Origin of the sequence: Dietzia sp. ANT_WB102, assembly GCF_008369165.1 — a bacterium.
Classification (GTDB): domain Bacteria; phylum Actinomycetota; class Actinomycetes; order Mycobacteriales; family Mycobacteriaceae; genus Dietzia.
In genome coordinates this window covers 2,121,751-2,146,199 of sequence record NZ_VOBA01000001.1, presented here as the reverse complement: position 1 = coordinate 2,146,199, position 24,449 = coordinate 2,121,751, and the positions used below count along the sequence as shown (strand labels likewise).

The following is a 24,449-nucleotide window of genomic DNA, read 5'->3' as shown; positions in this document are numbered from 1 at the left end:
CGGGAGCACCACGATGACCTCACACTTCGCCGACACCCCGCTCGTCACTCTCACGGACGGGGTCCTCACCCTTCCGGTCTCGTTGGAGGGCAAAGGCAACTCACTCGATTCCGACGCGGTCGACCAGGCAGGATCGGCATTGCGCTCGCTTCTTGCCGGGGATATCGATGCAGGGGCGGTCCTGTTGGTGGGGCTGGGCAAGAACTTCTGCAATGGCGGTAACGTCCCGGGATTCGCGGCGGCCGAGGACCGGGCGGAGCACGTGCGCGAGCTCGCAGACCGGTTGCACGCGGTCGTCCGGATGCTGGACGAGGTGACCGTCCCGGTCGTCGCAGCAGTGTCCGGGTGGGCCGCCGGGGCGGGCGCCTCTTTGGCTATGGCCGCCGACTTTTCGATCGGCGGGCCCGACACTCGCCTGCTGGCGGCCTACCCCGGCATCGGACTGTCCCCGGACGGCGGGATGTCGTGGCGCCTGCCGCGCGCGGTCGGCCAGTCCGTGGCGCGCGCGTTCATCTTGGGCAATGAACCGATGGACGGCGCGCGGGCGTATCAGTTGGGCCTGCTCACCACGTTCGTCGAGGGCGACGTCCGCGATGCCGCCCGCGCCCTCGCGGTACGCCTCGCGGCCGGGCCGCGCGAGTCCTTCGCCGCGGCGAAGGCATTGCTGCGCGCCTCCGAGGACGCCACGTTGTCGGACCATCTCGATGCCGAACGAGATTCGATAGCCCGCCTGGCCGTCTCAGCGGACGGCATCGAGGGCGTGAACGCGTTTGTCGCCAAGCGTTCACCCGAGTTCGGCCGGGGCTAACCCGTGAGCACCCCGAGATCGACGCCAGGGCTCACGCTACACCTGTAAAGGCGCTGCAGGGAGTCGCCAGTCAACCGGCTCGACACCGAGCCGTCGTAGCTCCTCATTGGCCCTGCTGAACGGACGTGAGCCGAAGAATCCTCGAGAGGCTGAGAGGGGTGAGGGATGCGGAGAGGCGATCACAGGCGTGGTCCCCAGCGTCGGAATGAGTGACTGCGCCTCTCGACCCCACAGAATCGCCACCATCGGGCTGTCCCGCTCGACCAGTGCCTCGATCGCTCGTTGGGTTACCTGCTCCCAGCCCCTGCGTCTGTGGGATGCCGGCTTTCCGGGGGCGACGGTCAGCACCCGGTTGAGGAGCAGAACCCCTGCGCGGGACCAAGCCCCCAGGTCACCGTGCTCGGGGGCGGCTATGCCCAGGTCATCGGCATATTCTCGGTAGATGTTGACCAGGCTTCGCGGAAGCGGCCGGACGTCGCCGTCGACTGCGAAGCTCAGGCCGACCGGGTGGCCGGGGGTGGGATATGGGTCCTGCCCCACGATGAGCACGCGCACGTCGTCGAAGGACTGGGTGAACGCCCGCAGGACGCGGTCCGCGGCGGGGAGGTAGGCGCGCCCCGCTGCGTTTTCGGCGCGAAGGAAGTCGCCCATCGCGTGGATCTGGTCCTCGACGGGCGCGAGGGCGCGTGCCCAGCCGGGGTCGAGCAGTTCCGTCAGAGGAGTCGGCGGGAGGTGTCTGTCCGTCACCGGTCAGTCGAGCCGGCGCAGCTCGGAGCGGTAGCGCATCGCGTTGTCGTGGTACATCTGCGCATTGCCGTCGAGCATCGCCGGGTCTACCTCGTAGCCCTCGCGGATCTTCGCCGGCGTCCCCAAAGCCATCCGACGGGCGGGAAGCACGAATCGAGGGGGCACCAAGCAGCCGGCGGCGACAACCGCCCCGTCCCCGATCACGGAGCCGTTGAGAACGATCGAGCCCGACGATATGAGTGCACCGTCGCCGATCGTCGCTCCTTCGATGTGCGCGTTATGCCCCACCACGCAATACCCGCCGATGATCGTGGGGTTGGTGGCCGTGCAGTGGATGATCGTTCCGTCTTGGATGTTGGTCATGGCACCGATCTCGATGCGGCCATAGTCGCCGCGCAGGACCGCGGTGGGCCACACCGAGACTCCGGCACCGAGACTCACTCGGCCGATGACCACCGCGTCGGGGTGCACCCAGGCATCAGGTGCGATGTCGGGCTCGAGGTCTCCCAGTGCATAGACAGCCATGCCCTCACCCTAGTTGGCGCCCCGAGCCGAGTCCCAGCCTCCCGGTGTGCGGGGCTCGCCATCGAGGGTGACCCTTCCGGGTTCCCCGGACCGCATGCTGCCGATCACTGTGAACTCAGGCGGGATCGTGACGCCGGGAGGGAATGTTCCGAGCAGGCCGTGGTCCTCGCCGCCGTCGAGGACCCAGTCCAGGATCTGCTCCCCGGTATCTACCACGCCGAGAATGCTGGCTGCGTCACTCAGGAGCGGGTCGACGGGCAGCCAACCGGTGACGAGGTCTGCCGTCACCCCCGAGGCCCGCGCGAGCCCAGACAAGTCGCGGAGCAGGCCGTCACTCACGTCGGTGAGGGACCGCGCGCCGGCCACCCGCGCTGCGGTGCCGGAACCTACCGGAGGCACGGGCACCCGGTGCGACTGCTGGAGCGGACCGTCGGGATGCCCGGCCCGGAGGAGCGCGAGACCGGCGGCCGAGCGACCGGGCGCTCCGGTGAGGGCGACTGTGTCCCCCGGGTTCGCTCCGTCGATCCGAAGGGGGTCCGCACCATCCGGGAGGGTGCCTATCGCCGTGACGCTGAGGACGAGGATCTCAGCTCTGGTGAGATCCCCGCCCACGACAACGGCTCCTGATCGCATGGCCTCCTCGTGGACCCCGGCCGCCAAATCCTCGATCTGACCCATCGTCGTCCCGGCAGGCACCGCGAGGGCGACCAGTACACGTGAACACTCGGCCCCCATCGCCAGGACGTCGGAGACGTTCTGCGCCACGGCCCGCCTGCCCACGTCGCCCCAGCTGGTGAGGTCTAGCCGAAAGTGGGTGCCCTCGACGAGCATGTCGGTGGTGACCACGGTGGCGGCGGCGGGTCCCAGGACCGCCGCATCGTCCCCGTTCCCGACCGGGTCCTCCACGCCGGTTCCGCCCACAGCGGGTACGTCCGCACCGCTCAGGACGGCCAGCACCGCAGCTTCGCCCGCCTCTGCGACGGTTAGGGCACGGTCGGTCACGGGGCCACCCTTTCTTCCCGCGGTGTCTAGTCACCGAGTGCTCCGACGCGGGTCTGTAGCGTTGCCGTCAGGTTAGCGGCCGCTCCCGACGGGGGCTGCCCTCGGGAGGAAGGACGGCACGACGTGGCTACGACGGATTCGGACCCCGGAAACCGGTATGACGCCGGCCCACGCGACACCGCTGACTCCACGGAGCGGGCGGTACCGGTGTCGACCATCGTCGTGGTGCTGGCGGTCGTCATCCCACTCGTCCTGCTCGCCGTGGTTTTGGTCATGGTGCGCTCCGTGGGTGACCAGGTCACGGAGGCGGCAGTGAGCGAACCGGTGGCCGTGGTACCGATCCCCTCGCCCGGGGCCGGGTCCGAGGAGTGTGCCGCGCTGGTAGCGGCACTACCAGAGGCTCTCGGGGACGCCGTTCGAGTCGCTCTCGCCGAGCCGGCACCGGAGGGCACGGCAGCGTACCGGATGCCCAACGCCGAACCGGTGATCGTCCGCTGTGGGCTGCCAGCACCGCCGAGCTTCACGGTGGGGGTGGCGCTGCAGGAGGTTAACCGCGTCCAGTGGTTCAACGAGCCGGATCCGGACCCTGCGGTCACCGCATCGACCTGGGTTGCCGTCGACCGACCGCAGTTCGTCGCGGTGACGTTGCCGGAGGACAGCGGCACCGGGCCAATCCAGGACCTATCGGACGCCTTGTCCGAGACCCTCGAGGCCGTCGAGCCGGCCCCGGCGCCGATCCGCTGAGCGCGACCAGGGCCCAGCCGCCTCAGTCGCGGACCAGCGCGGTCCTCAGGAGAGTGTCGAGCAGAGTCGGATAGTCAACTCCGCTCGCCGCCCACATCTGCGGGTACATCGAGATCGGGGTAAACCCCGGCATGGTGTTCACCTCGTTGATCACCGGGCCGTCGGCGGTCACGAAAAAGTCCACCCGGCTCAATCCCCGCGCATCCAGAGCGTGGAACGCGTCCACCGCCATCTCGCGCAGTCGGTCGGACTCCGCGCCGGGGAGATCGGCGGGTAGATCGAACGTCGTCACGTCGTCGAGGTACTTGGTGTCGAAGTCGTAGAACGCGACGCCCTCCGTCTCGCCCTCCACGCCAGTGGGCTCGCCGGGGATGTGCAACTCGGCGGGCTGACTCGCCTCGACCCTGCCGTCGGGGTACTCGAGCACCCCGCACTCGACCTCCCGGCCGACGATCGCGGACTCGACGATCACCTTGTCGTCAAATCGACGGGCCTCGGCGATCGCGGCATCGAGTTCCTCCGCCCGTGAAACCTTGGTGATCCCGATAGAGGAGCCACCACGTGCCGGCTTGACGAACAACGGCAGGCCCAGCCGTTCGCGGTCCGCCGCCGTGAGAGTCTCCGTGCCCGGCCGGAGGACGACCTGTTGGCCGATAGGTAGACCCGCCGCACCGAGGACGACCTTGGTGAACTCCTTGTCCATACCGGCGGCACTGGCAAAGACGCCCGGTCCGACGTAAGGGACACCGGAGAGCTCGAGAAGGCCCTGGATCGTCCCGTCCTCGGCATGGGTGCCGTGCATGACCGGGAACACGACGTCGACGCGAGCGATCTCCTCACCGGCCGAATCGCCATCGACGAAGCGGAGCACGCCCCGATCATCGGTCGACAATCCCAACGCGACACGAGGGCGATGAGGGTCGACGACCGGCATACTGCGGTTGACGATCTGCAGGTCCGACACATCGTCCGGACCGAGCGTCCACGTCCCGGATGCGGTGATCCCGACAGGAATCACCTCGTAGACGGACCGGTCGAGATGCGCCATGACGGCACCGGCGGATACGCAGCTCACGGAGTGTTCGGTGCTGCGACCGCCGTAGAGGACGGCAACGGTGATGCGATTCACCCGGCCGAGGCTACTCGGGCTTGGTGCTTCGCCTCATGAGGCGCACCGCCACCTCGACGGCGTCACCCCCCTCGTGACATATCTCGTGGATAGCTTCGGTCAGCGGCATCTCCACCCCTACCCGGCGGGAGAGTTCGCGAATCGATGTACAAGACTTGACCCCCTCCGCCACTTGGCCGTTGGTGGCCTGCTGGGCCTGCTCGAGGGTCTCCCCCCTGCCCAGCCGCTCGCCGAACGTGCGATTGCGCGACAGCGGTGAGGTGCACGTGGCAACGAGGTCTCCGAGCCCCGCCAGCCCTGCGAAGGTCATCTGGTGTGCCCCGAGTGCCACCCCGAGCCTGGTGGTCTCCGCCAGTCCCCGGGTGACGAGGGTCGCCATGGTGTTGTCTCCCAGCCCCATCCCGGTCGCGATTCCGCACACGAGGGCGATGACGTTCTTGGTGGCGCCGCCGATCTCGCAGCCCACGACGTCGGTGTTGGTATAGGGGCGGAAGTAGGGGGTCGAGAACGCGTCCTGGAGCCGGGCGGCGCGCTCGTCGTCAGTGCAGGCGATCACTGTCGCCGCCGGCTGCCCCTCGGCGATCTCCCTCGCCAGGTTGGGACCTGACAGCGCCGCGATCCGGCGTTCGTCGAGTCCCGTGACCTCGGCGACGACCTCGCTGATCCGCAGCAACGTCCCGGTTTCGATCCCCTTCGCCAGCGAGATCATCCCGGCCTGCGGCTCGAGGAGGTCGACCCAGGTCTCGAGGTTGCTTCGCAGACTCTGGGACGGGACCGCCAGGACTACCTCCTCTGCGCCGGCCAGGACCCGTCCGGGGTCGGTCGAGGCTGTGATCGTCGCCGGGAGGACGATGTCAGGGAGGTACTTGGAGTTGCAGTGCGCCTCGTTGATGCTTGCTGCCACCTCGTCACGGCGCGCCCACATCACGACCTCGGATCCGGCGTCCGCGAGAACCTTGCCAACAGCGGTCCCCCACGAACCCGCACCCATCACCGCGATCCGCGCCATCATCGCCTCCCGAGCTAGTCCTGCCCCTGACCGCCACCGGAGGCGGATCGTGGACAAACGCTACCCGGCGGCGGGCGCTCGCGAGGTCCGGCTGGCAGGATGGCGGTCGATGAGCACTGCGGGGGTCAGCGAGGCGGCGGTTGGCGGGTGGACGATCGTTGTCCCCGTCAAGTCGCTCGACCGCGCCAAGAGCCGATTGGTCCCTGCACTCACCGGGGACGCGCGGCGCGCACTCGTGGTGGCGATGGCCGCCGACGTGCTGCGAGCCTGTCGCGACACCCCCGGGGTCGTGCGGGTCCGGGTGGTCTCAGCGGATCCGCGTGTCGAGGACCTTGCACTCCGGACAGGGGCGGAGTTCGTCGACGAGCCCGCCGACTCTGACAGCCCGCACGGCGACCCGCTCAATTTCGCTCTGGACCGCGCGCTGGGCGACGTCACAGGCCCAGCCGGTGTGGTCACCGCGGATCTGCCGGAGCTGCGCCCGGAACACCTCTCACGGATCCTGGACGTCGCCAGCCGGCACCCGCACGCGACGGTCACCGATCACCGCGGGGCCGGGACCACCATGGCGTTCTGGACCGGCGCACCCGCCACCCGCGTCTGCCGGTTCGGCCTCGACTCGGCGGCGCGGTACCGCGTCGAGGGCGGGGCGGTACCGATCGCAGTGAAGGGCGACCTGGACGCGGCTGCACGGGACGTCGACGTCCCCGGCGACCTCGCGGCCTTGCCCGGACGGAGTGTCGGTCCCGCCACCGCCGGGGCCCTCAGGGACCCTTCCGTCCGTCTCCTCGTGCGCGCCAACGGGGTATCGGCCACAATGGTCCCGTGACCGCCGAACCGAATGTCGTCCAGGGATTGCCACGGCCTCGCGACCGCTACCTGAACCGTGAACTGAGCTGGCTCGACTTCAACGCCCGGGTCCTCGCCCTAGCCGGGGAGAAGGGTCTGCCACTGCTGGAGCGGGCCAAGTTCCTCGCGATATTCGCATCGAACCTCGACGAGTTCTACATGGTCCGGGTCGCCGGGCTCCAGCGTCGCGACAAGACGGGATTGTCGGTGCGTTCCGCCGACGGCCAGACACCGGCCGAACAGCTCGGCCACATCAGCGTGCGGACCCGGGAACTGTGCGACCAGCAGACGCGGTTGTTCCAGGACGAGATCCGGCCCGAGCTGGAAGCCAATGGAATACGGATCCTGCCTTGGAGCGAACTCACTGCTGACGAACGTTTCACACTTGCGGAGTTGTTCCGGAATTCAATCTTCCCCGTCCTCACTCCCCTGGCCGTCGATCCGGCGCACCCGTTCCCGTACATCTCCGGGCTGAGCCTGAACCTCGCGGTGATGATCCGCGACCTCGATTCCGGCCAGGAGCACTTCGCCCGCGTCAAGATCCCGAATAACGTTCCGCGCTTCGTGCGGGTGGACCGTGGTGGCCCGGACGACTACGTCTTCGTACCCGCCGAGGACATCATTGCCGCGCACCTACACGAGTTGTTCCAGGGAATGGAGGTCGTCGAGCATCACGTCTTCCGGGTGACCCGCAACGCGGACATGGAGGTCGAGGAGGACCGCGACGAAGACCTGCTCCAGGCGCTGGAGCGCGAGCTTGCGCGCCGCCGCTTCGGCTCGGCCGTGCGACTGGAGATCGCGGAGGACACGACCCCGCGGATGCTGCGGATCCTTCAGCGCGAGCTCGATGTGGATTCCGCCGACGTCATCACGTTCTCGGGGCTGCTCGACCTCACCGGGCTGTGGCAGATCCACGGACTGGACCTGCCGGACCTCAAGGACCCGCCCATGGTTCCCGCCACCCCGTCGGCGTTCGGCGAGCGGGAGACGGCCCGAAACATCTTCGCCTCCCTCCAGGAGGGGGACGTCCTCGTCGAGCACCCTTACGAGTCGTTCGCCACGACGGTGCAGCGGTTCATCGAGCAGGCCGCAGCAGACGAGAACGTTCTGGCTATCAAGCAGACCCTGTACCGGACGTCCGGCGACTCCCCCATCGTCAACGCACTTGTCGACGCGGCGGCGGCGGGCAAACAGGTGGTCGCGCTGGTGGAGATCAAAGCCCGATTCGACGAGCAGAACAACATCCGGTGGGCTCGCGAACTGGAGCAGGCCGGGGTCCATGTCGTATACGGACTCCTCGGACTGAAGACCCACTGCAAGACGTGCCTGGTTGTGCGTGACGAGGGCGATCGGCTCCAGCGCTACGCCCACATCGGCACGGGGAACTACAACCCCAAGACGGCGCGGTTGTACGAGGACGTCGGTCTGTTCACCGCCGACGAGGACGTCGCGTCGGACCTGACGGACCTGTTCAATCACCTGACCGGGTTCTCGAACGTCAGCAAGTACCGGCGCCTGCTGGTGGCACCGGAGGGTATTCGGTCCGGGATCATCGAGCGGATCGATCGCGAGATCGACCTGGCCGCCGAGGGCCAGGAGGCGGGCATCCGGATCAAGGCGAACGCGTTGGTCGATGAGCAGGTCATCGACGCGCTGTATCGCGCCTCCCAAGCCGGGGTACCAGTGGACATCGTGGTCCGTGGCATCTGCTCCCTCCGCGCGGGAGTTCCGGGTCTCAGCGAGAACATCCACGTTCGCTCGATCCTCGGCCGGTTCCTCGAGCACTCCCGGATATTGCACTTCCGGGGTGCCGACGAGGCCCTGATCGGCAGCGCGGACATGATGCACCGCAATCTGGACAGACGCGTCGAAGTGATGGTCACGGTCACCGACCCGCGGCTCAAGGCACAGATCCACCGCATCTTCGACTCCGCACTCGATCCGAAGACGCGCAGCTTCCACCTGCAGCCGGATGCGACCTGGACACGCATGCCCAGTCCGGAGGATTGGGCTGAATCGGTCGACCACCAGGAACGGACTGCGGCGCTGCACGCGGGGTTCCGGGACCGATGAGTAAGAACGTGGGTAAGTCGAAGGTCAGGGTCGTCCCGGCGGCGGGTGCGGTGCTGTATCGGATGGACGGGCCGTCCCCGGTGTGCGCTGTGGTGCACCGGCCGCGCTACGACGACTGGTCACTCCCCAAGGGCAAGGTAGACGCCGGGGAATCGTTACCGGTCACAGCCGTTCGAGAGATCGGCGAGGAGACCGGCTTCACCGCTGTCCTCGTGTCCCGGATCGGAACCACGGCGTACCCGCTGAAGGAGAACACCCGCAAGGAGGTCACCTACTGGGCGGCGTTGGCCCGCGAGGGGAATTTCGAACCGAACTCCGAGGTTGACGAGATCCGTTGGCTCTCGGTCGACCGGGCCAAGGAACTGGTCTCGTACCCGCTGGACCGTAAGGTCCTCAGCCGTTTCGCCGCCGCCCCGACGGCCGAAACTGTGCTCCTCGTTGTCCGGCACGCCAAGGCCGGCAACCGGAGCCAGTGGAGCGGCAACGACGATCTGCGGCCACTCGACAAGTCAGGGCGGGCGCAGGCCGAAATGTTGGCTCCCATGCTGCGGGCATTCGGGGGTCGCCGGTTGTACAGCGCCCCCCGGGTCAGATGCGAACAGACGCTCGCACCCCTTGCTGACGAGCTCGGGGTGGAGGTCGCCGTCGAACCGGCACTGACCGACGAGGCCTACCTCGACGATCCCCTGACCGCCGTCGCCCGTCTGGCCGCGATCGCCGCGGGTGACGGCGTCGGCGTCGTCTGCTCACAGGGGACCGCCATCCCCGGGATGATCCGGGACCTCGCCGGGCCGGTCGGGATCGACGTTGGCGAGGCGTCCACCAAGAAGGCCGGTGTGTGGGCTCTGGGATTCAACGGTGCAGAACTTGCCTACGCCGATTACTACCCCAGCCCGCTACCGCTGTTCTGAACAGCGGTAGCGGTTCGCCTAGTCAGCTGACTCTCTGCCGGTGGTTCATGCCGTTCTCTCTCAGCCCACCGAACGACCGGTGCGAGCTGGAGCGTTTGGCGGCAAGCCGGTCCTCCGGAAGCTCCTCCGAGCCCTGGATGACGGACTTGAAGTATTGACCCGGCCGGAACACCGGCGAGTAGGTGGGCGGAACCGGAATGGACTCACCCGTGTGGGGGTTACGGGCGACCCGAGCCGCGCGCGCCTTCTTCTCGAAGATGCCGAAACCCATGATCGTGATGGATTCCCCGGACGCTACCGTCCGGACGATGATGTCGAGAGTGTTCTCCAGCGCCTCGGTGGCGAGCTGCTGATCTCCGCCCATCCGGTCCGCCAGCTCGGCGATCAGGTCGGCCTTGTTCACGTGAGGGTCCCCCTTGAGGTGAGGTATGCGGGCGCAGTAACGATTCGCGCCGAATCGGCATAAGCATACTCACATGAAGGTGTCACTCGGGGGCGTTACGGACGCCAGTCCGAAAGCAATATCAAATGGGCTTCACCGCGGGGTGGTGATCGGCTTGAACGCCGGTCGATGGCTCTCGAACTCGTCGATCTGGTCGGCTTGACGCAGCGTGAGTCCGATGTCGTCGAGCCCCTCCATCAGCCGCCACTGCGTGTCGTCGTCGATGTCGAACGGCACCGTGACGTCACCGGCCGTGACCGTGCGTGACACCAGGTCCACCGTCAGTTCAATTCCCGGTCGCTCGTCCATGACCTTCCACAGGAGCTCGACATTCTCCTGCTCCATCTGGGCGGCGACCAAACCGGACTTACCGGAGTTTCCGCGGAAGATGTCCGCGAAGCGGGACGAGATGACCACGCGGAAGCCGAAATCCATCAGCGCCCACACCGCGTGCTCGCGGGAGGACCCGGTGCCGAAGTCCGGACCGGCCACGAGGACGGACGCGCGGTCATACGGCGCTCGATTGAGGACGAAGTCCGGCTCGTGGGCACGCCAGGAAGAAAAGAGCCCGTCCTCGAATCCGGTGCGTGTGACCCGCTTGAGGTACTCGGCCGGGATGATCTGGTCGGTGTCCACATTGGAGCGGCGCAGCGGGGCGCCGATGCCGGTGTGGGTGATGATCGGCTCCATGAGGTGTCATGCCCCCTTCGCGGGCTCAAGGTCGACGGGAGAGGCGAAGTGCCCAAGTACCGCGGTGGCCGCGGCGACAGACGGGCTGACCAGGTGGGTGCGGGCCCCCTTACCTTGGCGTCCCTCGAAGTTGCGGTTTGAGGTGGACGCGCAGCGCTGCCCGGGCTGCAGGGAGTCCGGGTTCATACCCAGGCACATCGAACATCCCGGCTGCCGCCACTCGGCGCCGAACTCGGTGAAGACCTTGTCCAGGCCTTCCTCCTCGGCCTGCTTGCGCACGCGCATCGACCCGGGGACGATCAGCATCCGGACCCCGTCTGCGAGTGTGTGGCCGTCGACGACCTCGGCAACCGCGCGCAGGTCCTCGATTCGACCGTTGGTGCACGAGCCGACGAACACGACGTCCACGGGGATCTCCCGCATGGGAGTGCCGCCCTTGAGGTCCATGTACTCCAGCGCGCTCTCGGCGGCGATCCGTGAGCTCTCGTCGGTGAACGACTCCGGGTGTGGGACGGCTGAGCCCAGCGGCACGCCCTGGCCTGGGTTGGTCCCCCAGGTGACGAAGGGCGTGAGGGCGGAGCCGTCGATCACGACCTCGGTGTCAAACACCGCGTCGTCGTCGGTCCGGAGACTGTCCCAGTACCGCACCGCCTCGTCCCACTCCGCGCCGATCGGCGCGTGGGGCCGCCCCTGCAGATAGTCGTAGGTCGTCTGATCCGGAGCAATCATGCCGGCCCGGGCGCCGGCCTCAATACTCATGTTGCAGATGGTCATCCGGGCTTCCATCGAGAGCTTCTCGATGGCCTCGCCGCGGTACTCGAGGATGTACCCCTGTCCGCCGCCGGTGCCGATCTGGGCGATGACGGCCAGAATGAGATCCTTGGCGGTGACGCCGGGCTGCAATTCGCCGGTGACGGTGACGGCCATGGTCTTGAACGGGCGCAGTGCCAGCGTCTGGGTAGCCATGACGTGTTCGACCTCGGAGGTTCCGATGCCCATCGCGATGGAGCCGAACGCCCCGTGGGTCGAGGTGTGGGAGTCGCCGCAAACCACTGTCATACCGGGCTGGGTCAGCCCGAGCTGCGGCCCCACCACGTGGACGATCCCCTGCTCGAGGTCGCCCATCGGGTACAGCCGGACACCGAACTCCTCGCAGTTGCGACGCAGCGTCTCGATCTGGATGCGGGAGGTCTGGTCGGCGATGAGGTTGACCGCGCCACCGACGATGTCGGTAGGCACGTTGTGGTCCTCGGTCGCCAGGGTCAGGTCCGGGCGGCGGAGCTGTCGACCGGCCAGCCGGAGACCATCGAAGGCCTGCGGGCTCGTGACCTCGTGCACGAGGTGGAGATCGATGAACAGCAGGTCGGGCCCGCGGGACTCCCCGTCGCCCTCACCTTTGACCACCACGTGGTCGTCCCAGACCTTCTCCGCTAGGGTCCGGGGCCGCGCACCCGCGGGCTCGGTCTCACTCATCACGCCTCCAGTCCACGCCCTCATGGGATCCGATGGATTCTCACCATGTAGGACGATATAGTCGAACTGTGAGACAGTATAGCGGGATCGGAGTCCTCGACAAAGCGATGACGATGCTCGACGCCGTGGCCGAGCAGCCTTGCGTGCTGTCCGAACTCTGCGAGAGGACGGGCCTGCCGCGCGCGACCGCCCACCGGCTCGCGGTGGGAATGGAGATCCACCAGCTCCTCTCTCGCGACGACGCCGGGGTATGGAGTCTGGGGCCCGGACTGGCTAAACTCGCCGCCCACGCATCCGACTCCCTGGCCGAGGCTGCATCCTCCGTCTTGCCCCGCTTGCGCGAGGCCACCGAGGAGAGTGTCCAGGTGTACCGCCGGGACGGCGACCGACGCATCTGCGTGGCCTCGGCCGAGCCCCCGACGGGCCTGCGAGACACGGTCCCGGTCGGCGCGGTCCTGCCCATGACGGGGGGATCGGGAGCCAAGGTACTGGCAGCCTGGGCGGACCCCGCGACCCAGCGCACGCTACTCACGGACGCGACCTACACCGAACGCCAGCTCGCCGAGGTCCGGCGTCGCGGCTGGGCACAATCAGTGGCCGAGCGTGAGGCGGGCGTCGCCTCCATCTCGGCACCCATCCGGGATTCCACCGGGACCGTCGTCGCCGCGATCTCCGTGTCCGGCCCGGTCGACCGCATCGGCCGTCGCCCCGGCACGAAATGGGCCGCCGATCTTCTCGCCGCCGCCGACGCAATCCACAAGCGGCTCTAACCGGCGCCCGCACAAGGCGGGCGGCCCCGGCGCCGGGGCCGAACCTCCGATCGAGAACCTAGGCGGGCCTGCGCCCACGGACGAGCCGCTCGAGCACCCACGGCAGACTGCTCACGCTGGGTTGACGTACCGCCGCCACCACGTCGCCGTCGCGAGGGTCCACCCGGACCACCTGCACCCCTGGCCTCCGTAGGTCCCGGTACGCGACCGGTTCGGGGCGGTCGTCCACATCGAAACCGAGTGCCCGGATCTCGGCGCCGAATGGCGACCGGGCTGCGAGGGTGGCCACCGGGGTGTCGGGCCGGGCACCGGTGCCGATGACGACGACGAGGGCGTCCACTCCAATGCGACGCTGCGCCCCAGCCCACTGCTCGAGCGCGCTCCCGGTCCGTTCGGCGGCGGACGAGGGATCGCGGTCGACGGCGCGAGCCACCAGGTCGAGATGCTCCCGCCACCCGGGCCGCCCATGAGCGTCGACAATGACGGTGGCCAGGCGCTCGTACGCACGGAGCTCGGGCCCAGTGGCATCCGCCGCGGCCATGACGAAGGCGTCGACTCCGAACGGCAGGAGCGACTTCAGACTCGGCGCCCCGGGCCCGTCCCAGTCCGGCGATGGGGGCGCGGGCCGGTCACGCCACGGACGCGGACCTGTCCCGTCGACCGCCCAGGCGGCGGTGGGCTCCAGGTCGAGCACCCGTAGGACGTCGAGGTCCGCCGAGGAGAGGGCGACGAGACGGCGTGGTGGTACGTCCGGGGTGGGCGTACGGATAGGGCTGGGCGGTGTCAGCGGGCCACTCGACGTGCTGGTCGGGCTCGTCGTCGACCTCCCGTCGGCACCGCACGCTGCGAGGCCGGCGAGGGACAATCCGCCGCTGAACGCCAGGCGGAGGAGGTCACGACGAGTGGTCACTGCGCCGATCCTGCCACGGCCACAAATGCGCGATGTCCCGGCTCATCGAGAATGATGAACCGGGACATCTCCTGTACCCCCGATGGGATTCGAACCCACGTTACCGCCGTGAGAGGGCGGCGTCCTAGGCCACTAGACGACGGGGGCTTGGCACCGAACAAGCATATCCGGAAGGCGGATGACACGACAAATCAGACGCCAGCCTGGTGCACCTAGTGCAAACATGCACTGGGTGCACTTATTCGCTAGGATCTCATCATGACTTCCCCGGAGCTCGACTCGTTGCGCGATCGGAAGCGCCGCGCCACGATGGTGTCCATCGAGAACGCGGCTACCTCCCTCGTCCTCGAGCACGGTTTCGACGCGGTGACGGTCGACCAGATCTGCGCCGCCGCCGAGGTCTCCAAACGGACGTTCTTCAACTACGTCCCCACCAAGGAGGCGGCCGTCATCGGTGCCACCCCCGAGGACGTCCCCGATGAAGACCGCGCCGCCTTCCTCGCCCGCACCCAGCAGGACGTCCTGGAGGGCCTGCTCCGCCTCTACCTCTCGACGTTCGCTGCGGCACGCACTGCGAACACGGACCAAACCGCCACGCTGATCCAACGCAGGCGCGCCATCTACCGCGCGGAACCCGACCTCGGCGCCGCCCGGATGACCGCCTCGTCCCGACTGCAACTCCGCATGGTGGATCTCGTCACGGCGCACCTCGAGCGCAATCCTGCACTGCGTCGGCTTCCCGGGGTGCCCCCCGAAGCCGAGGCCCGCGCGTGCATGGCACTGGTCGCCGCGTCGGCCAGCCTTGGCCTGTCCATCTGGCTGGACCGTGAGTCGGCCACATTCTCCGACCTCGACGACGATTGCGCGGCCGCACTGCGACAGCTCGCGCTGCTCGCCACCGCAACGACGACCATCCCCCCGCCCACTACGGACCAATCCACCGCCTCTTCGTCCCGCACCGCTAACTCCACCTCAAACTTCACCGGGAGACCCGCATGAGCCAAACCGACACTCGCACCACAATCGCGCCGCCAGGTCCCACACCAGACCCCGCCCCGTCCCAGACAACTCACAACGTGCCGCTGGTATTCACCTCCCTACTCCTGGGGATGCTCGTCGTCTCCTTAGGGCAGATGATCTTCGCGACCGCGTTACCGACGATCGTTGCCGACCTCGGTGGCGTGGACCGGATGAGCTGGGTTATCACCGCCTACCTGCTCACTATGACGATCGGCCTGCCCGTCTACGGCAAGCTCGGGGACCAGATCGGGCGCAAACCCCTCTTTGTGACCGCGATCCTGTTGTTCTCGGCCGGTTCGCTTCTCGGAGCGCTGGCCTGGAACATCGAGATCCTGATCGCGGCCCGGGCCGTGCAGGGACTCGGCGGTGGTGGACTGATGGTGCTCTCCCAGGCGATCGTTGCCGACGTCGTCCCCGCCCGCCGGCGTGGCCGGTACATGGGCATCATGGGCGCGGTCTTCGGACTGTCTTCAGTCCTCGGCCCCCTGCTCGGCGGATTCTTCACCGAGGGCCCCGGATGGCGCTGGGCGTTGTGGTTCAACCTCCCTGTTTGCCTGATCGCGCTCGCCGTGGCCGTCATCTGGCTACGACTGCCCAAACGCGGCAGCGGGCGCCGCACCGACTGGCCCGGCACGATTCTCATGGCTACGGGCACCACTGCCCTGATCCTCCTCTCCTCGTGGGGCGGCAATCGCTATGACTGGGCGGACCCGATCATCCTCGCCATGGGCGCACTGTTCCTCGCCTGCGCAATCGCGTTCGTCCTGGTCGAGTTGCGCTCGGAGCACCCGCTGATCCCGATGACGCTCTTCGCCCAGCGAAACTTCTCGGTGGCCACCGGGGCCGGACTCCTCGTAGGTGTCGCGATGTTCGGCTGCATGGCGTACCTGCCCACCTACATCCAGATGGTCCACGGCCTCGGCCCCACTGCCGCCGGCCTGATGATGACACCAATGATGGCCGGCATGATGGGAACCTCCATCGTCGTGGGCAACATTGTCAGCCGCACCGGCCGATACAAGTGGTACCCGGTGGTCGGCACCGTGATCATGGCCGTGGGGCTGTGGCTCGTCGGCTCACTGGAAGCCGGGGACTCACTGGTCCATCTGGGCGTGGTGCTGTTCGTGTTCGGATTCGGGCTCGGCCTGGCCATGCAGCTACTCGTGCTGATCGTCCAGAACACCTTCCCGATCAGCATGGTCGGCACCGCCACCGCATCGAACAACTTCTTCCGCCAGATCGGCGGAACCATGGGTTCGGCGATCGTGGGGTCACTCTTCGTCAGCCGGCTCGCCGGCCTCATGGGCGAGCGGGTGCCCGCCGCCGCGGCCGAGCTCGGCGCCGAGGGCGCTGCGGTTGCCGAGACATTCTCCAACGGCTCGGGGGCCGCCAACTCGATGAGCCCCGAGATCCTCTCCGGACTGCCGGGTCCCCTTCACGATGCGATCGTCGGATCCTACAACGACGCACTCGTGCCGATTTACCACGTCATGGTGCCGCTCATCCTGGTCGCCACCGTGTTGTTGCTGTTCGTTCGCGAGGACACACTCAAGGAGACAGTGGACTGACACTCACTCCTCCACCCCTGCGTCCCCGGTCATCGGCCGATGACGCAGGGGTGCGTTGTGCCACCCGGGGTCCTTACGCGAGGCAATCTCCCCGCCACGAACGCGCGGGACGTGGACCGCACCCTGTGATGGCCGACGCAAAAAAGGCGCCCGGAGCGATGTGCTCCGGGCGCCTTCTCTTGTACCCCCGATGGGATTCGAACCCACGCTACCGCCGTGAGAGGGCGGCGTCCTAGGCCGCTAGACGACGGGGGCCGGACGCGGATCCGCGGGGGATCCGCTCTGCAAGCATTCCGAAGAATGCTCAGCTGGCCTACCAGGACTCGAACCTAGAACGACTGAACCAGAATCAGCTGTGTTGCCAATTACACCATAGGCCACTGTATTCACTTCTCCGCCGCTCTTTGGCGACCTCGAAGAGAGTACCAAAGTTACGGGGGTGAATAGCAAATCGCCTGGTCAAACCGCCTGATTCAACGATCTCGCGGTCAGTCGGCGACGGGCGCGGACCGTAGACGAGACAGTGTGACCTCGCGGCCGAGCAACTCGAGCGACTCGAACAACGGCGGCGAGATGTGCGAACCCGTGACCGCCACCCTGACCGGGCCGTAGGCCTTGCGCGGCTTAATGCCCAGGTTCTCCACCAGCGCGCCCGACAGCGCGGCCTCAATGGCCGGCGTGGTCCACTCCTCGAGCACGTCGAGGGCAGCTATCGCCGCGTCAACAACCTCCCGGGACTCGGCCTTGAGGTTCTTTGCCGCCGACTGGGCGTCGACCGTGAACGCCGATTCCTCCACGAGAAGGAACCGGATGAGCTTCCACGCGTCGGATAGAACCACGATGCGGGTCTGAAGCAGGTCGGCGACCATCGCCCACCGCTGCCCGTCGAAATCCTCCGGGATGGTCAGGCCGTCCTCGGCGGGATGCGCCACGAGGTACTCGCGCAGGCGGCGGGCGAACTCCTCCGCCGGCAGTTGCCGGATATGCTCGGCATTGATGGCGTCGGCCTTCTTCTGGTCGAAGCGAGCCGGGTTGGCATTGACTTGGCGGATGTCAAAAGCGTCGACCATCTCCTGAAGAGAGAACACATCGCGGTCCTCAGACAGCCCCCACCCGAGCAGAGCCAGGTAGTTGAGCAGCCCCTCCGGCAGCATGCCGCGATCGCGGTGGAGGAACAGGTCCGACTCGGGGTCTCGCTTGGACAGCTTCTTGTTGCCGTCGCCCATCACGAATGGCAGATGCCCGAACTCCGGCACCTCGTCCGCCACGCCGATACGGATCAGGGCGTGGTACAGCGCGATCTGTCGCGGGGTGGAGCTGAGCAAGTCCTCTCCCCGAAGGACGTGTGTGATCTTCATCAGCGCATCGTCGACCGGGTTCACCAACGTGTAGAGCGGGATCCCGTTTGCGCGCGTGAGCGCGAAGTCCGGGACGGTTCCCGCCCTGAACACGGTCTTACCGCGGACCAAGTCATCCCACGACAAGTCCTCGTCCGGCATCCGTAGTCGGATCACCGCGCCACGTCCCTCGTCACGGAATGCCTGCTTCTGCTCCTCCGTGAGGTCGCGGTCGTAGCCGTCATAGCCGAGCTTGGGATCGCGCCCTGCGGCCCGGTGGCGGGCCTCGACCTCTTCCGGGGTAGAGAACGACTCGTACGCCTCGCCTGCCTCGACGAGCCTGCGCACGACATCCAGGTGCAGTTCGCGTCGCTCAGACTGCCGGTACGGCGCGAACGGACCACCCACCTCGGGTCCCTCATCCCAGTCCAGGCCGAGCCACCGAAGCGCGTCGAGGAGAGCCTGGTACGACTCCTCCGAATCTCGGGCGGCGTCGGTGTCTTCGATGCGGAAGACGAAAGCACCGCCGGTATGCCGGGCGTGAGCCCAGTTGAATAGGGCCGTGCGGACAAGCCCCACATGAGGGGTTCCGGTGGGTGACGGACAGAAGCGGACGCGAACGTTCGAGGCAGTCATGTGGACCATCCTAGTGACGATCCCGGCTCACACCCCCGGGCAGCACCAGCCTAGGATCGGCTGGTAGCCGTGGCCGCCATCGTATGGGCGTGATCCACGCTGGAGTCCGAGTGGAGGGAGGCGTGCCGTGGCGTCTGGGCCCCACCCTGACGTCGCGCGCCCGGTGACCGCACCGGACTTCCTGTTGTCCCGACCGACCGGATCGTTGCGCACCCAGGGCGCGGTCAACTCGTTCAGGGATCCAGCAGACGCGGCCCTGGCACTCCGGTCGGGGGCCAGTGGGCTAGTCGTGGGGGCGTTCGGTTTCGAACCCGACGCTCCCGCCGCCCTCGTGGAACCCGACGTCGTGGTGCGCGTCGACGGCCCACTAGAGCCCCCCGCCTACTTCCGTGGGATGCGGACGAGAGCCCGAGTGGTCGAGGAAATCCCTACGGCCCGGGAGCATCGCACCAGGGTCTCGACCGCGATCGCGAGTGTCCGCTCCGGCGGCATCGACAAGGTAGTACTGGCCAGGGCGGTCCGTCTGGCCTCCGACGAGCCGATCGACCCCCACGCGGTGTGTGCGGCCCTCATCGACTCCAGCCCGGCAGCGGACGGATACCTGGTTGACCTCTCCCCCGCCGGTGGCGCCCATGTCGGCCGGGTCCTCGTGGGCTCGAGCCCCGAGCTGCTGGTCCGTCGCCGCGGAGATCTGGTGGAGTGCCATCCACTCGCGGGCTCCGCACCCCGATCCACCGACCCCGCGACCGACCAGGCGGCCGCCCGCGCGCTACGGGCCTCGGGAAAGGATGCCTCCGAGCACGCCTTCGTGGTGGAATCGCTGGCACGGGCACTCGGACCACTCTGCACGGAACTGGAGATCCCCGACCAGCCGACCCTCACCTCCACTAGAGAGATGTGGCACCTCGGCACTCGTATCCGCGGGCGTATCGCCGATCCCCGCACGACGTCACTCGACCTCGCCCTCGCGGTCCACCCGACGCCGGCGGTGTGCGGGACGCCGACGGACGAGGCCCGGAGGCTGATCGCGGCGATCGAGGGAAACCGGGGGTTCTACGCCGGGGCAGTGGGATGGTCCGACTCCAGTGGCGACGGCGATTGGATGGTCACCATCCGGTGCGCCGAGATAGACGCGGACCGATACGGGGCGGTCGCCTGGGCAGGCGGCGGCCTGGTCGCGGACTCGGAGCCCGACGACGAGGTGGCCGAAACCGGCGCCAAACTCCGCACCGTGCTACGGGCATTCGGCGCTTTCTAGGCCGCCGCTCCCCACACCGCCGCCGGGGTGCCCGGCCCGCGGGCTACCTGTCGATCACGGGATTGGTAAGTGAACCGATGCCCTCGATCTCGACCGTCACACGGTCACCGGGCAACATGGGGCCGACTCCTGCCGGGGTGCCCGTGAGGATCACGTCGCCCGGCAGCAGGGTCATGACCCTGCTGATGTACTCGATGATCTCGCCGACTGTATGCATGAACTGCGAGGTGTTGCCGTCCTGTCGCAGCTCGGACGTGCCGTCGGAGTGGGTGAGAGTGACTCGTACGTCCAATCCGTTGGGGTCCAGGTCAGTGACGATCCACGGGCCCAGCGGGCAGAACGAGTCATAGCCCTTGCCTCGTGTCCATTGGCCGTCCGAGAGCTGCTGGTCCCGGGCGGTGACATCGTTAGCGCAGGTGTAGCCGAGGATTACCTCGTGGGCGCGCGAGGCGGCGACGTCCCGGCACGGCTGCCCGATCACGACGGCGAGCTCGCCCTCGTGATCGACTCGCTCGGAGCTCGGCGGATAGGCGATCGCTGCCTCGGGTCCGACGACCGAGGTGTTGGGTTTGAGGAAGATCAGGGGCTCCGTTGGGGCCTGCGAGCCCATCTCCTCGGCGTGGTCGGCGTAGTTCTTGCCGACGCACACGATCTTGGAAGCCAGGATCGGGGCGAGCAGGCGCACATCGGCCAAGGGCCATTCCCGACCCGTGAATTCGGGGGTGCCGAAAGGGTGCTCGGAGATCTCGGCGCAGGTCAACGACGACGGGTCGGAGATGTCCCCGCGGACCTCGACAAAGGCGAAACCCTGCGGATGGGCGATACGGGCGAGACGCATACCCGCGATCCTAGGCGGTCCGTAGGTCGCGCAATGTGCGCGCCCCGCGGACCCCTAGTTCGGCGACCTGCGCGAGGTACAGTTCCGCACACGCGAGCGCGTCGATCAGCGGGTCGTGCGCCCGATAGAGCGGGAGGCCGTACCGCTCGCGCGCGCCCCAGAGTCGCAGCTGCTCGGGCGACGGGTCTGCGGTGAATCCCATCTCGAGGCCCGTACCCAGGACACGGCGATGCAGCTCCAGGGTGTCGACGGAGTCCAAAGGCGGGCGCACGCCGAACGTCCGCCGGCACAGCACGCCGAGAAAATCGACCTCTATCTGGCTGAAGTGAGCGACTAAAATCCGACCGGTCAGGGCGGTGAGGACCGTGTTAAGCACGTCCTCGACATCGGCCCCGGCGGTCATTCGGTCGTCCGTGAGTCCGTGGACGGTGGCGCTCTGCCCCACCCCGTCGTCGTCACCCGGGCGGTGATCAGGGCGTAACAGCACCGACCCGGCGCCGCCCAAGACGATCCGGTCTCCGTCGACGGGTACGAACCCCACGGCCAGCACCCGGTCGTGGCGGGGATCGAGGCCCGTCGTCTCGACGTCCACCGCCAGTAGGGGCAACTCCGCGAGCGGCGTGGTCGGATCCGGCGGTGGCGTCTCCAGCAGCCGCCGCAGTGGCCCGTCAGGGGCCCGGCGGGCAGCTCGTCGTCGACGGCCGGCTGCGGACAGCCACTCCAACGCGGTCACATCTGCCCCACCCGGTAGGTGATCGCCAGTGCACCCTGTGCGCTCGCGATGATGCGAAATGCCGCCCGCAGGCGATGCCGGTCCTTTGTGCCGAGGGTCGAGGGATCCACATTGTTGTCGAGTTCCTTCCCCTCGCTTACCTGACGCGCGTGGTGTTTCAACGCCAGGCCACGCAGGAGTCGAAACGCCTCGATCAGGTTCTCGGCATCCGATCGGGCGATCACCCCGGCGGTCGCTGCGGCGTCGAGGCGTTCGCGGGTCGACACCTCGGACAGCCCCGCCGACAAGGCGTGCAGTCGGGCGATCTGGACGACGGGCGCGATTCCTCCCGCTTTGAGGTCCAGTGTGTTGCGGTATTCACCTCGGCGCGCCACGACGAGGCCGCGGAGGAACCCCAGCGGGGGTTGCCAGTCGCAGGCGATGCGGGCCAAATGAGCGAGGAATCGCTGGCTTCCCCGGGATCGCTCGAGCATCTCGCGTTGGACCCGATCCACCAATGCGGTCTCGCCGTGGACGGCCCTGATGTCAAAGAAGACCTGGCTGTTCAACACCGCGTCGGCCTCGGGTGCACCCACCCAATCCCGCACCCGCTGCTCCCATGCCGAGCATGTCCGCCGCCATTGGGGATTCCTGGCCATCACCTCGCCGGGGCAGAACGGAAAGCCGGCGCGGTCGAGCCCCGAACACACCCGGTCGGCGAGAGCTGCGAAGTAGTCGTCGGCGTCGGGGACCGCGTCGGCAGCGTCGTCGAGGATCAGCGCATTGTCCTGATCGCTCGCCACGCCGAGTTCGCCCCGGGCCTGCGAGCCGAGACCCACCCAGCAGTACGGCACCGGCGGCGGCCCGAGTTCGGCCTCTGCGAGCGCGATCAACCGCCGAGTCGCCGCGTCAGCGGTGGCGGTGACGACCCGCCCGATGTCCCGGGGTGCAGTTCCGCGGCGGACGAACTCGCCGACCAGCGGCAGCAGACGCGCGGACAACGTCGCCACCGTGTCGGCGTCCGGGGCGCGGGAGATTCGCGCAGCCAGGTAGACCGGGTCTGCCTGCGAAAGACGCAACAGGTCTCCGCTGGTGACCATCCCTACGGGAGCACCGTCCTCACACACCGGTAGGTGGTGGACGCTGCGGTCGATCTGGAGCAGGGTCGCGTCGAATGCGCGGGTTCGGACGTCGACCGAGACCGGGTCCGGGGTCATGATCGTTGACACGGGCTCAGCTGTGTCGCCTCCGACCGCGACGACCTTCGCGCGCAGATCTCGGTCTGTGAAGATTCCCACGACCTGCCCGTCAAGCACCACGAGCAACGCCGAGACTCGTTCCCGCGACATGATCTGCGCGGCCTCGAGAATGGTGGTCGCGGGACTCGTCGTCACCGCATCCCGGACCAGCAGGTCCCCCACCGGGGTGTTCAGGGGATCCCCCCCGGCCGCGGCGAGCCGGACGGAGGCGAGGTCCTGGCGGATCCGATCGCTCCGTTCCCCGAAGAAATCCCGGACCTCGGGGTGCCCGGCCGCAAGTTCGTCGAAGACCTCTCGCGGCATCTCCAGCAACAGGGTGTCCGCGACCGCCTCCATGCGATACCGCGAGGGGCTGGGGTGGGTCAGTGTCGAGTAGCCGAAGCAGTCCCCCTCGTCGCGAGCATCGAGAAGGGTGCCGTCCGGGTCGCTCACCTCGACCGCTCCTGTGCGGATGATGTGGAGCGTGTCGTTCGCAGCTCCCGCTTCGAGGATGACGGTCCCGCGACGGTGGTAGCGCAGACTGAGAGTCGCGGGCAATCGGTCGAGTACGACTTCCGGAAGTTCGTCGAAGGGTGCGCAGCGCGCGAGAAAATCCCTCACCTCGGCAAGTTCGACGTCCATCCTCCCACTGTGGACGCCGACGGCCCGCGGCGTGATCACTTCATGCGATTCACACCCGCGGGCCGCGGGACCGGTTCGGTGCGGATCTAGGCGCTGACCGCCGCGACGATACGGTCGCCCACCTCGGAGGTGACGACGGGGCCGTCGCCACGCGACCCGAGGTCGGCCTCCACGGCAGCCTCAACACGGTCGGCCTCCACCGACTTGCCGACGTGACGAAGTAGCAGCGCCACCGACAGGATGGCGGCGGTCGGGTCTGCCTTACCCTGACCGGCGATGTCCGGGGCTGAGCCGTGGACTGGCTCGAACATCGACGGGTTCGTGCCGGAGGCGTCGATGTTGCCCGACGCCGCGGTGCCTATGCCCCCGGTGACTGCGGCCGCGAGGTCGGTAATGATGTCCCCGAAGAGGTTGTCGGTGACGATCACGTCGAAACGTGACGGGTCGGTGACCATGTAGATGGTCGCCGCGTCAATGTGGCAGTAGTCCACCTCGACACCGGGGAACTCCGGTGCCACCTCGTCGACGGTGCGCTGCCAGAGCCCGCCGGCATTGACCAGGACATTGGTCTTGTGAACCAGCGTGAGCTTGCGACGCCGCGACTGCGCACGCTTGAACGCATCGCGCACGACGCGCTCGACCCCGAACCGGGTGTTGACCGACGTCTCGGTGCCGATCTCATGCGGCGTACCCACCCGGATCGCCCCACCATTGCCGGTGTACAGGCCCTCGGTACCCTCTCGGACTACGACGAAGTCGATCGCGCCCGGGTCTTTGAGCGGGGTTGCCGAACCGGGGAAGAGCCGGGACGGCCGCAGGTTGACGTGATGGTCGAGGGCGAACCGCAGCGGCAGCAGCATGCCCCGCTCGAGCACGCCAGCCGGCACGGACCGGGGATCGCCGATCGCGCCCAGCAGAATGGCGTCGTGCGTCTTGAGGCTATCGATGTCGGCGTCGGTGAGGGTCTCACCGTTACGGAGATAGCGGCGCGCGCCGAGGTCGTACTCGGTCTTCTCGACACCGGGCACCAGGGCGTCGAGCACTCTGAGCGCCTCGACCGTGACCTCGACACCGATTCCGTCGCCGGGGATGACTGCGAGCTTCATTGTGATGTGGGT

23 protein-coding genes and 3 tRNA genes are annotated in these 24,449 nt (G+C 67.8%); 9 read left to right on the top strand and 17 right to left on the bottom strand.

Going from position 1 to position 24,449, the window contains the following annotated elements; genetic code table 11:
* The first annotated feature begins 13 nt into the window (after positions 1–13).
* Positions 14–808, top strand: a complete 795-nt coding sequence (locus tag FQ137_RS09860) for an enoyl-CoA hydratase/isomerase family protein (RefSeq protein ID WP_149292224.1) — start codon at positions 14–16, stop codon at positions 806–808.
* A 36-nt stretch (positions 809–844) separates the two neighbouring features.
* Here FQ137_RS09860 and FQ137_RS09855 read toward each other — a convergent pair whose 3' ends face one another.
* The 3 genes from FQ137_RS09855 to thiL are packed head-to-tail and all read right to left on the bottom strand — an operon-like array spanning position 845 to position 3,082.
* Positions 845–1,555 (bottom strand): uracil-DNA glycosylase, encoded by a 711-nt coding sequence (locus FQ137_RS09855; RefSeq protein ID WP_149292223.1) that lies wholly within the window; start codon positions 1,553–1,555, stop codon positions 845–847.
* A gap of 3 nt (positions 1,556–1,558) precedes the next feature.
* Positions 1,559–2,080 carry a gamma carbonic anhydrase family protein gene (locus FQ137_RS09850; RefSeq protein ID WP_149292222.1) on the bottom strand — a complete coding sequence of 174 codons (522 nt, stop codon included), beginning with the start codon at positions 2,078–2,080 and terminating at the stop codon, positions 1,559–1,561.
* 9 nt (positions 2,081–2,089) lie between these two features.
* Positions 2,090–3,082 carry a thiamine-phosphate kinase gene (gene thiL, locus FQ137_RS09845; protein ID WP_149292221.1) on the bottom strand — a complete coding sequence of 331 codons (993 nt, stop codon included), beginning with the start codon at positions 3,080–3,082 and terminating at the stop codon, positions 2,090–2,092.
* A gap of 123 nt (positions 3,083–3,205) precedes the next feature.
* Here thiL and FQ137_RS09840 point away from each other — a divergent pair, with 123 nt between their 5' ends.
* Positions 3,206–3,826 (top strand): DUF3515 domain-containing protein, encoded by a 621-nt coding sequence (locus FQ137_RS09840; protein WP_149292220.1) that lies wholly within the window; start codon positions 3,206–3,208, stop codon positions 3,824–3,826.
* A gap of 22 nt (positions 3,827–3,848) precedes the next feature.
* On the opposite strand, the gene FQ137_RS09835 is transcribed toward FQ137_RS09840, so the two are convergent.
* Positions 3,849–4,955 (bottom strand): D-alanine--D-alanine ligase family protein, encoded by a 1,107-nt coding sequence (locus tag FQ137_RS09835; RefSeq protein WP_149292219.1) that lies wholly within the window; start codon positions 4,953–4,955, stop codon positions 3,849–3,851.
* A 10-nt stretch (positions 4,956–4,965) separates the two neighbouring features.
* Positions 4,966–5,964: an NAD(P)H-dependent glycerol-3-phosphate dehydrogenase gene (locus FQ137_RS09830; protein ID WP_149292769.1), complete on the bottom strand. Its 999-nt coding sequence runs from the start codon at positions 5,962–5,964 to the stop codon at positions 4,966–4,968.
* 109 nt (positions 5,965–6,073) lie between these two features.
* Here FQ137_RS09830 and cofC point away from each other — a divergent pair, with 109 nt between their 5' ends.
* Genes cofC through FQ137_RS09815 form a run of 3 tightly spaced genes read left to right on the top strand, consistent with a single transcriptional unit; the run spans position 6,074 to position 9,797 of the window.
* Positions 6,074–6,793 carry a 2-phospho-L-lactate guanylyltransferase gene (gene cofC, locus FQ137_RS09825; protein WP_149292218.1) on the top strand — a complete coding sequence of 240 codons (720 nt, stop codon included), beginning with the start codon at positions 6,074–6,076 and terminating at the stop codon, positions 6,791–6,793.
* Positions 6,772–8,886, top strand: a complete 2,115-nt coding sequence (locus FQ137_RS09820) for an RNA degradosome polyphosphate kinase (protein ID WP_370452386.1) — start codon at positions 6,772–6,774, stop codon at positions 8,884–8,886. The genes cofC and FQ137_RS09820 overlap by 22 nt, the downstream gene beginning before the upstream one ends.
* Positions 8,883–9,797, top strand: coding sequence for an NUDIX hydrolase (locus FQ137_RS09815; RefSeq protein WP_149292216.1), 915 nt, complete (start codon positions 8,883–8,885; stop codon positions 9,795–9,797). Before FQ137_RS09820 ends, FQ137_RS09815 begins: the two co-directional genes overlap by 4 nt.
* Positions 9,798–9,819: 22 nt before the next feature.
* Here FQ137_RS09815 and FQ137_RS09810 read toward each other — a convergent pair whose 3' ends face one another.
* The 3 genes from FQ137_RS09810 to leuC form a co-directional block, all read right to left on the bottom strand.
* Entirely contained in the window at positions 9,820–10,200 is a 381-nt protein-coding gene (locus FQ137_RS09810; protein WP_149292215.1) for an HU family DNA-binding protein, read from the bottom strand.
* Positions 10,201–10,332: 132 nt separating this feature from the next.
* Entirely contained in the window at positions 10,333–10,929 is a 597-nt protein-coding gene (gene leuD / locus FQ137_RS09805; RefSeq protein WP_149292214.1) for a 3-isopropylmalate dehydratase small subunit, read from the bottom strand.
* Between the two features lie 6 nt (positions 10,930–10,935).
* On the bottom strand, positions 10,936–12,402 hold the full coding sequence (leuC, locus tag FQ137_RS09800; RefSeq protein ID WP_149292213.1) for a 3-isopropylmalate dehydratase large subunit: 1,467 nt from the start codon (positions 12,400–12,402) through the stop codon (positions 10,936–10,938).
* Positions 12,403–12,470: 68 nt separating this feature from the next.
* Between leuC and FQ137_RS09795 the strand changes: the two genes are divergently transcribed.
* Complete coding sequence (locus FQ137_RS09795) at positions 12,471–13,172, top strand: IclR family transcriptional regulator (RefSeq protein WP_188064882.1); 702 nt, start codon at positions 12,471–12,473, stop codon at positions 13,170–13,172.
* A gap of 58 nt (positions 13,173–13,230) precedes the next feature.
* On the opposite strand, the gene FQ137_RS09790 is transcribed toward FQ137_RS09795, so the two are convergent.
* Positions 13,231–14,082 (bottom strand): ABC transporter substrate-binding protein, encoded by an 852-nt coding sequence (locus FQ137_RS09790; RefSeq protein WP_149292212.1) that lies wholly within the window; start codon positions 14,080–14,082, stop codon positions 13,231–13,233.
* Positions 14,083–14,156: 74 nt separating this feature from the next.
* Positions 14,157–14,229 (bottom strand) — tRNA-Glu (locus FQ137_RS09785).
* A 111-nt stretch (positions 14,230–14,340) separates the two neighbouring features.
* On the opposite strand from FQ137_RS09785, the gene FQ137_RS09780 reads away from it, so the two are divergent.
* On the top strand, positions 14,341–15,081 hold the full coding sequence (locus tag FQ137_RS09780; protein ID WP_149292211.1) for a TetR/AcrR family transcriptional regulator: 741 nt from the start codon (positions 14,341–14,343) through the stop codon (positions 15,079–15,081).
* Entirely contained in the window at positions 15,078–16,670 is a 1,593-nt protein-coding gene (locus FQ137_RS09775; protein ID WP_149292210.1) for an MDR family MFS transporter, read from the top strand. Before FQ137_RS09780 ends, FQ137_RS09775 begins: the two co-directional genes overlap by 4 nt.
* Positions 16,671–16,852: 182 nt before the next feature.
* Here FQ137_RS09775 and FQ137_RS09770 read toward each other — a convergent pair.
* The 3 genes from FQ137_RS09770 to gltX form a co-directional block, all read right to left on the bottom strand.
* Positions 16,853–16,925 (bottom strand) — tRNA-Glu (locus FQ137_RS09770).
* Between the two features lie 53 nt (positions 16,926–16,978).
* A tRNA-Gln gene (locus tag FQ137_RS09765) sits at positions 16,979–17,050 on the bottom strand.
* Positions 17,051–17,158: 108 nt separating this feature from the next.
* On the bottom strand, positions 17,159–18,643 hold the full coding sequence (gltX, locus tag FQ137_RS09760) for a glutamate--tRNA ligase (RefSeq protein WP_149292209.1): 1,485 nt from the start codon (positions 18,641–18,643) through the stop codon (positions 17,159–17,161).
* A 127-nt stretch (positions 18,644–18,770) separates the two neighbouring features.
* Here gltX and FQ137_RS09755 point away from each other — a divergent pair, with 127 nt between their 5' ends.
* Positions 18,771–19,901: an isochorismate synthase MenF gene (locus tag FQ137_RS09755; RefSeq protein ID WP_149292208.1), complete on the top strand. Its 1,131-nt coding sequence runs from the start codon at positions 18,771–18,773 to the stop codon at positions 19,899–19,901.
* A 43-nt stretch (positions 19,902–19,944) separates the two neighbouring features.
* Here FQ137_RS09755 and FQ137_RS09750 read toward each other — a convergent pair whose 3' ends face one another.
* The 4 genes from FQ137_RS09750 to FQ137_RS09735 form a co-directional block, all read right to left on the bottom strand.
* Positions 19,945–20,739: a fumarylacetoacetate hydrolase family protein gene (locus FQ137_RS09750; RefSeq protein WP_149292207.1), complete on the bottom strand. Its 795-nt coding sequence runs from the start codon at positions 20,737–20,739 to the stop codon at positions 19,945–19,947.
* 10 nt (positions 20,740–20,749) lie between these two features.
* Entirely contained in the window at positions 20,750–21,472 is a 723-nt protein-coding gene (locus FQ137_RS09745) for an exonuclease domain-containing protein (RefSeq protein ID WP_149292206.1), read from the bottom strand.
* Positions 21,469–23,331 carry a DUF294 nucleotidyltransferase-like domain-containing protein gene (locus FQ137_RS09740; RefSeq protein WP_149292205.1) on the bottom strand — a complete coding sequence of 621 codons (1,863 nt, stop codon included), beginning with the start codon at positions 23,329–23,331 and terminating at the stop codon, positions 21,469–21,471. The genes FQ137_RS09745 and FQ137_RS09740 overlap by 4 nt, the downstream gene beginning before the upstream one ends.
* Positions 23,332–23,417: 86 nt before the next feature.
* Positions 23,418–24,437, bottom strand: coding sequence for a 3-isopropylmalate dehydrogenase (locus tag FQ137_RS09735; RefSeq protein ID WP_149292204.1), 1,020 nt, complete (start codon positions 24,435–24,437; stop codon positions 23,418–23,420).
* Between the last annotated feature and the right edge of the window lie 12 nt (positions 24,438–24,449).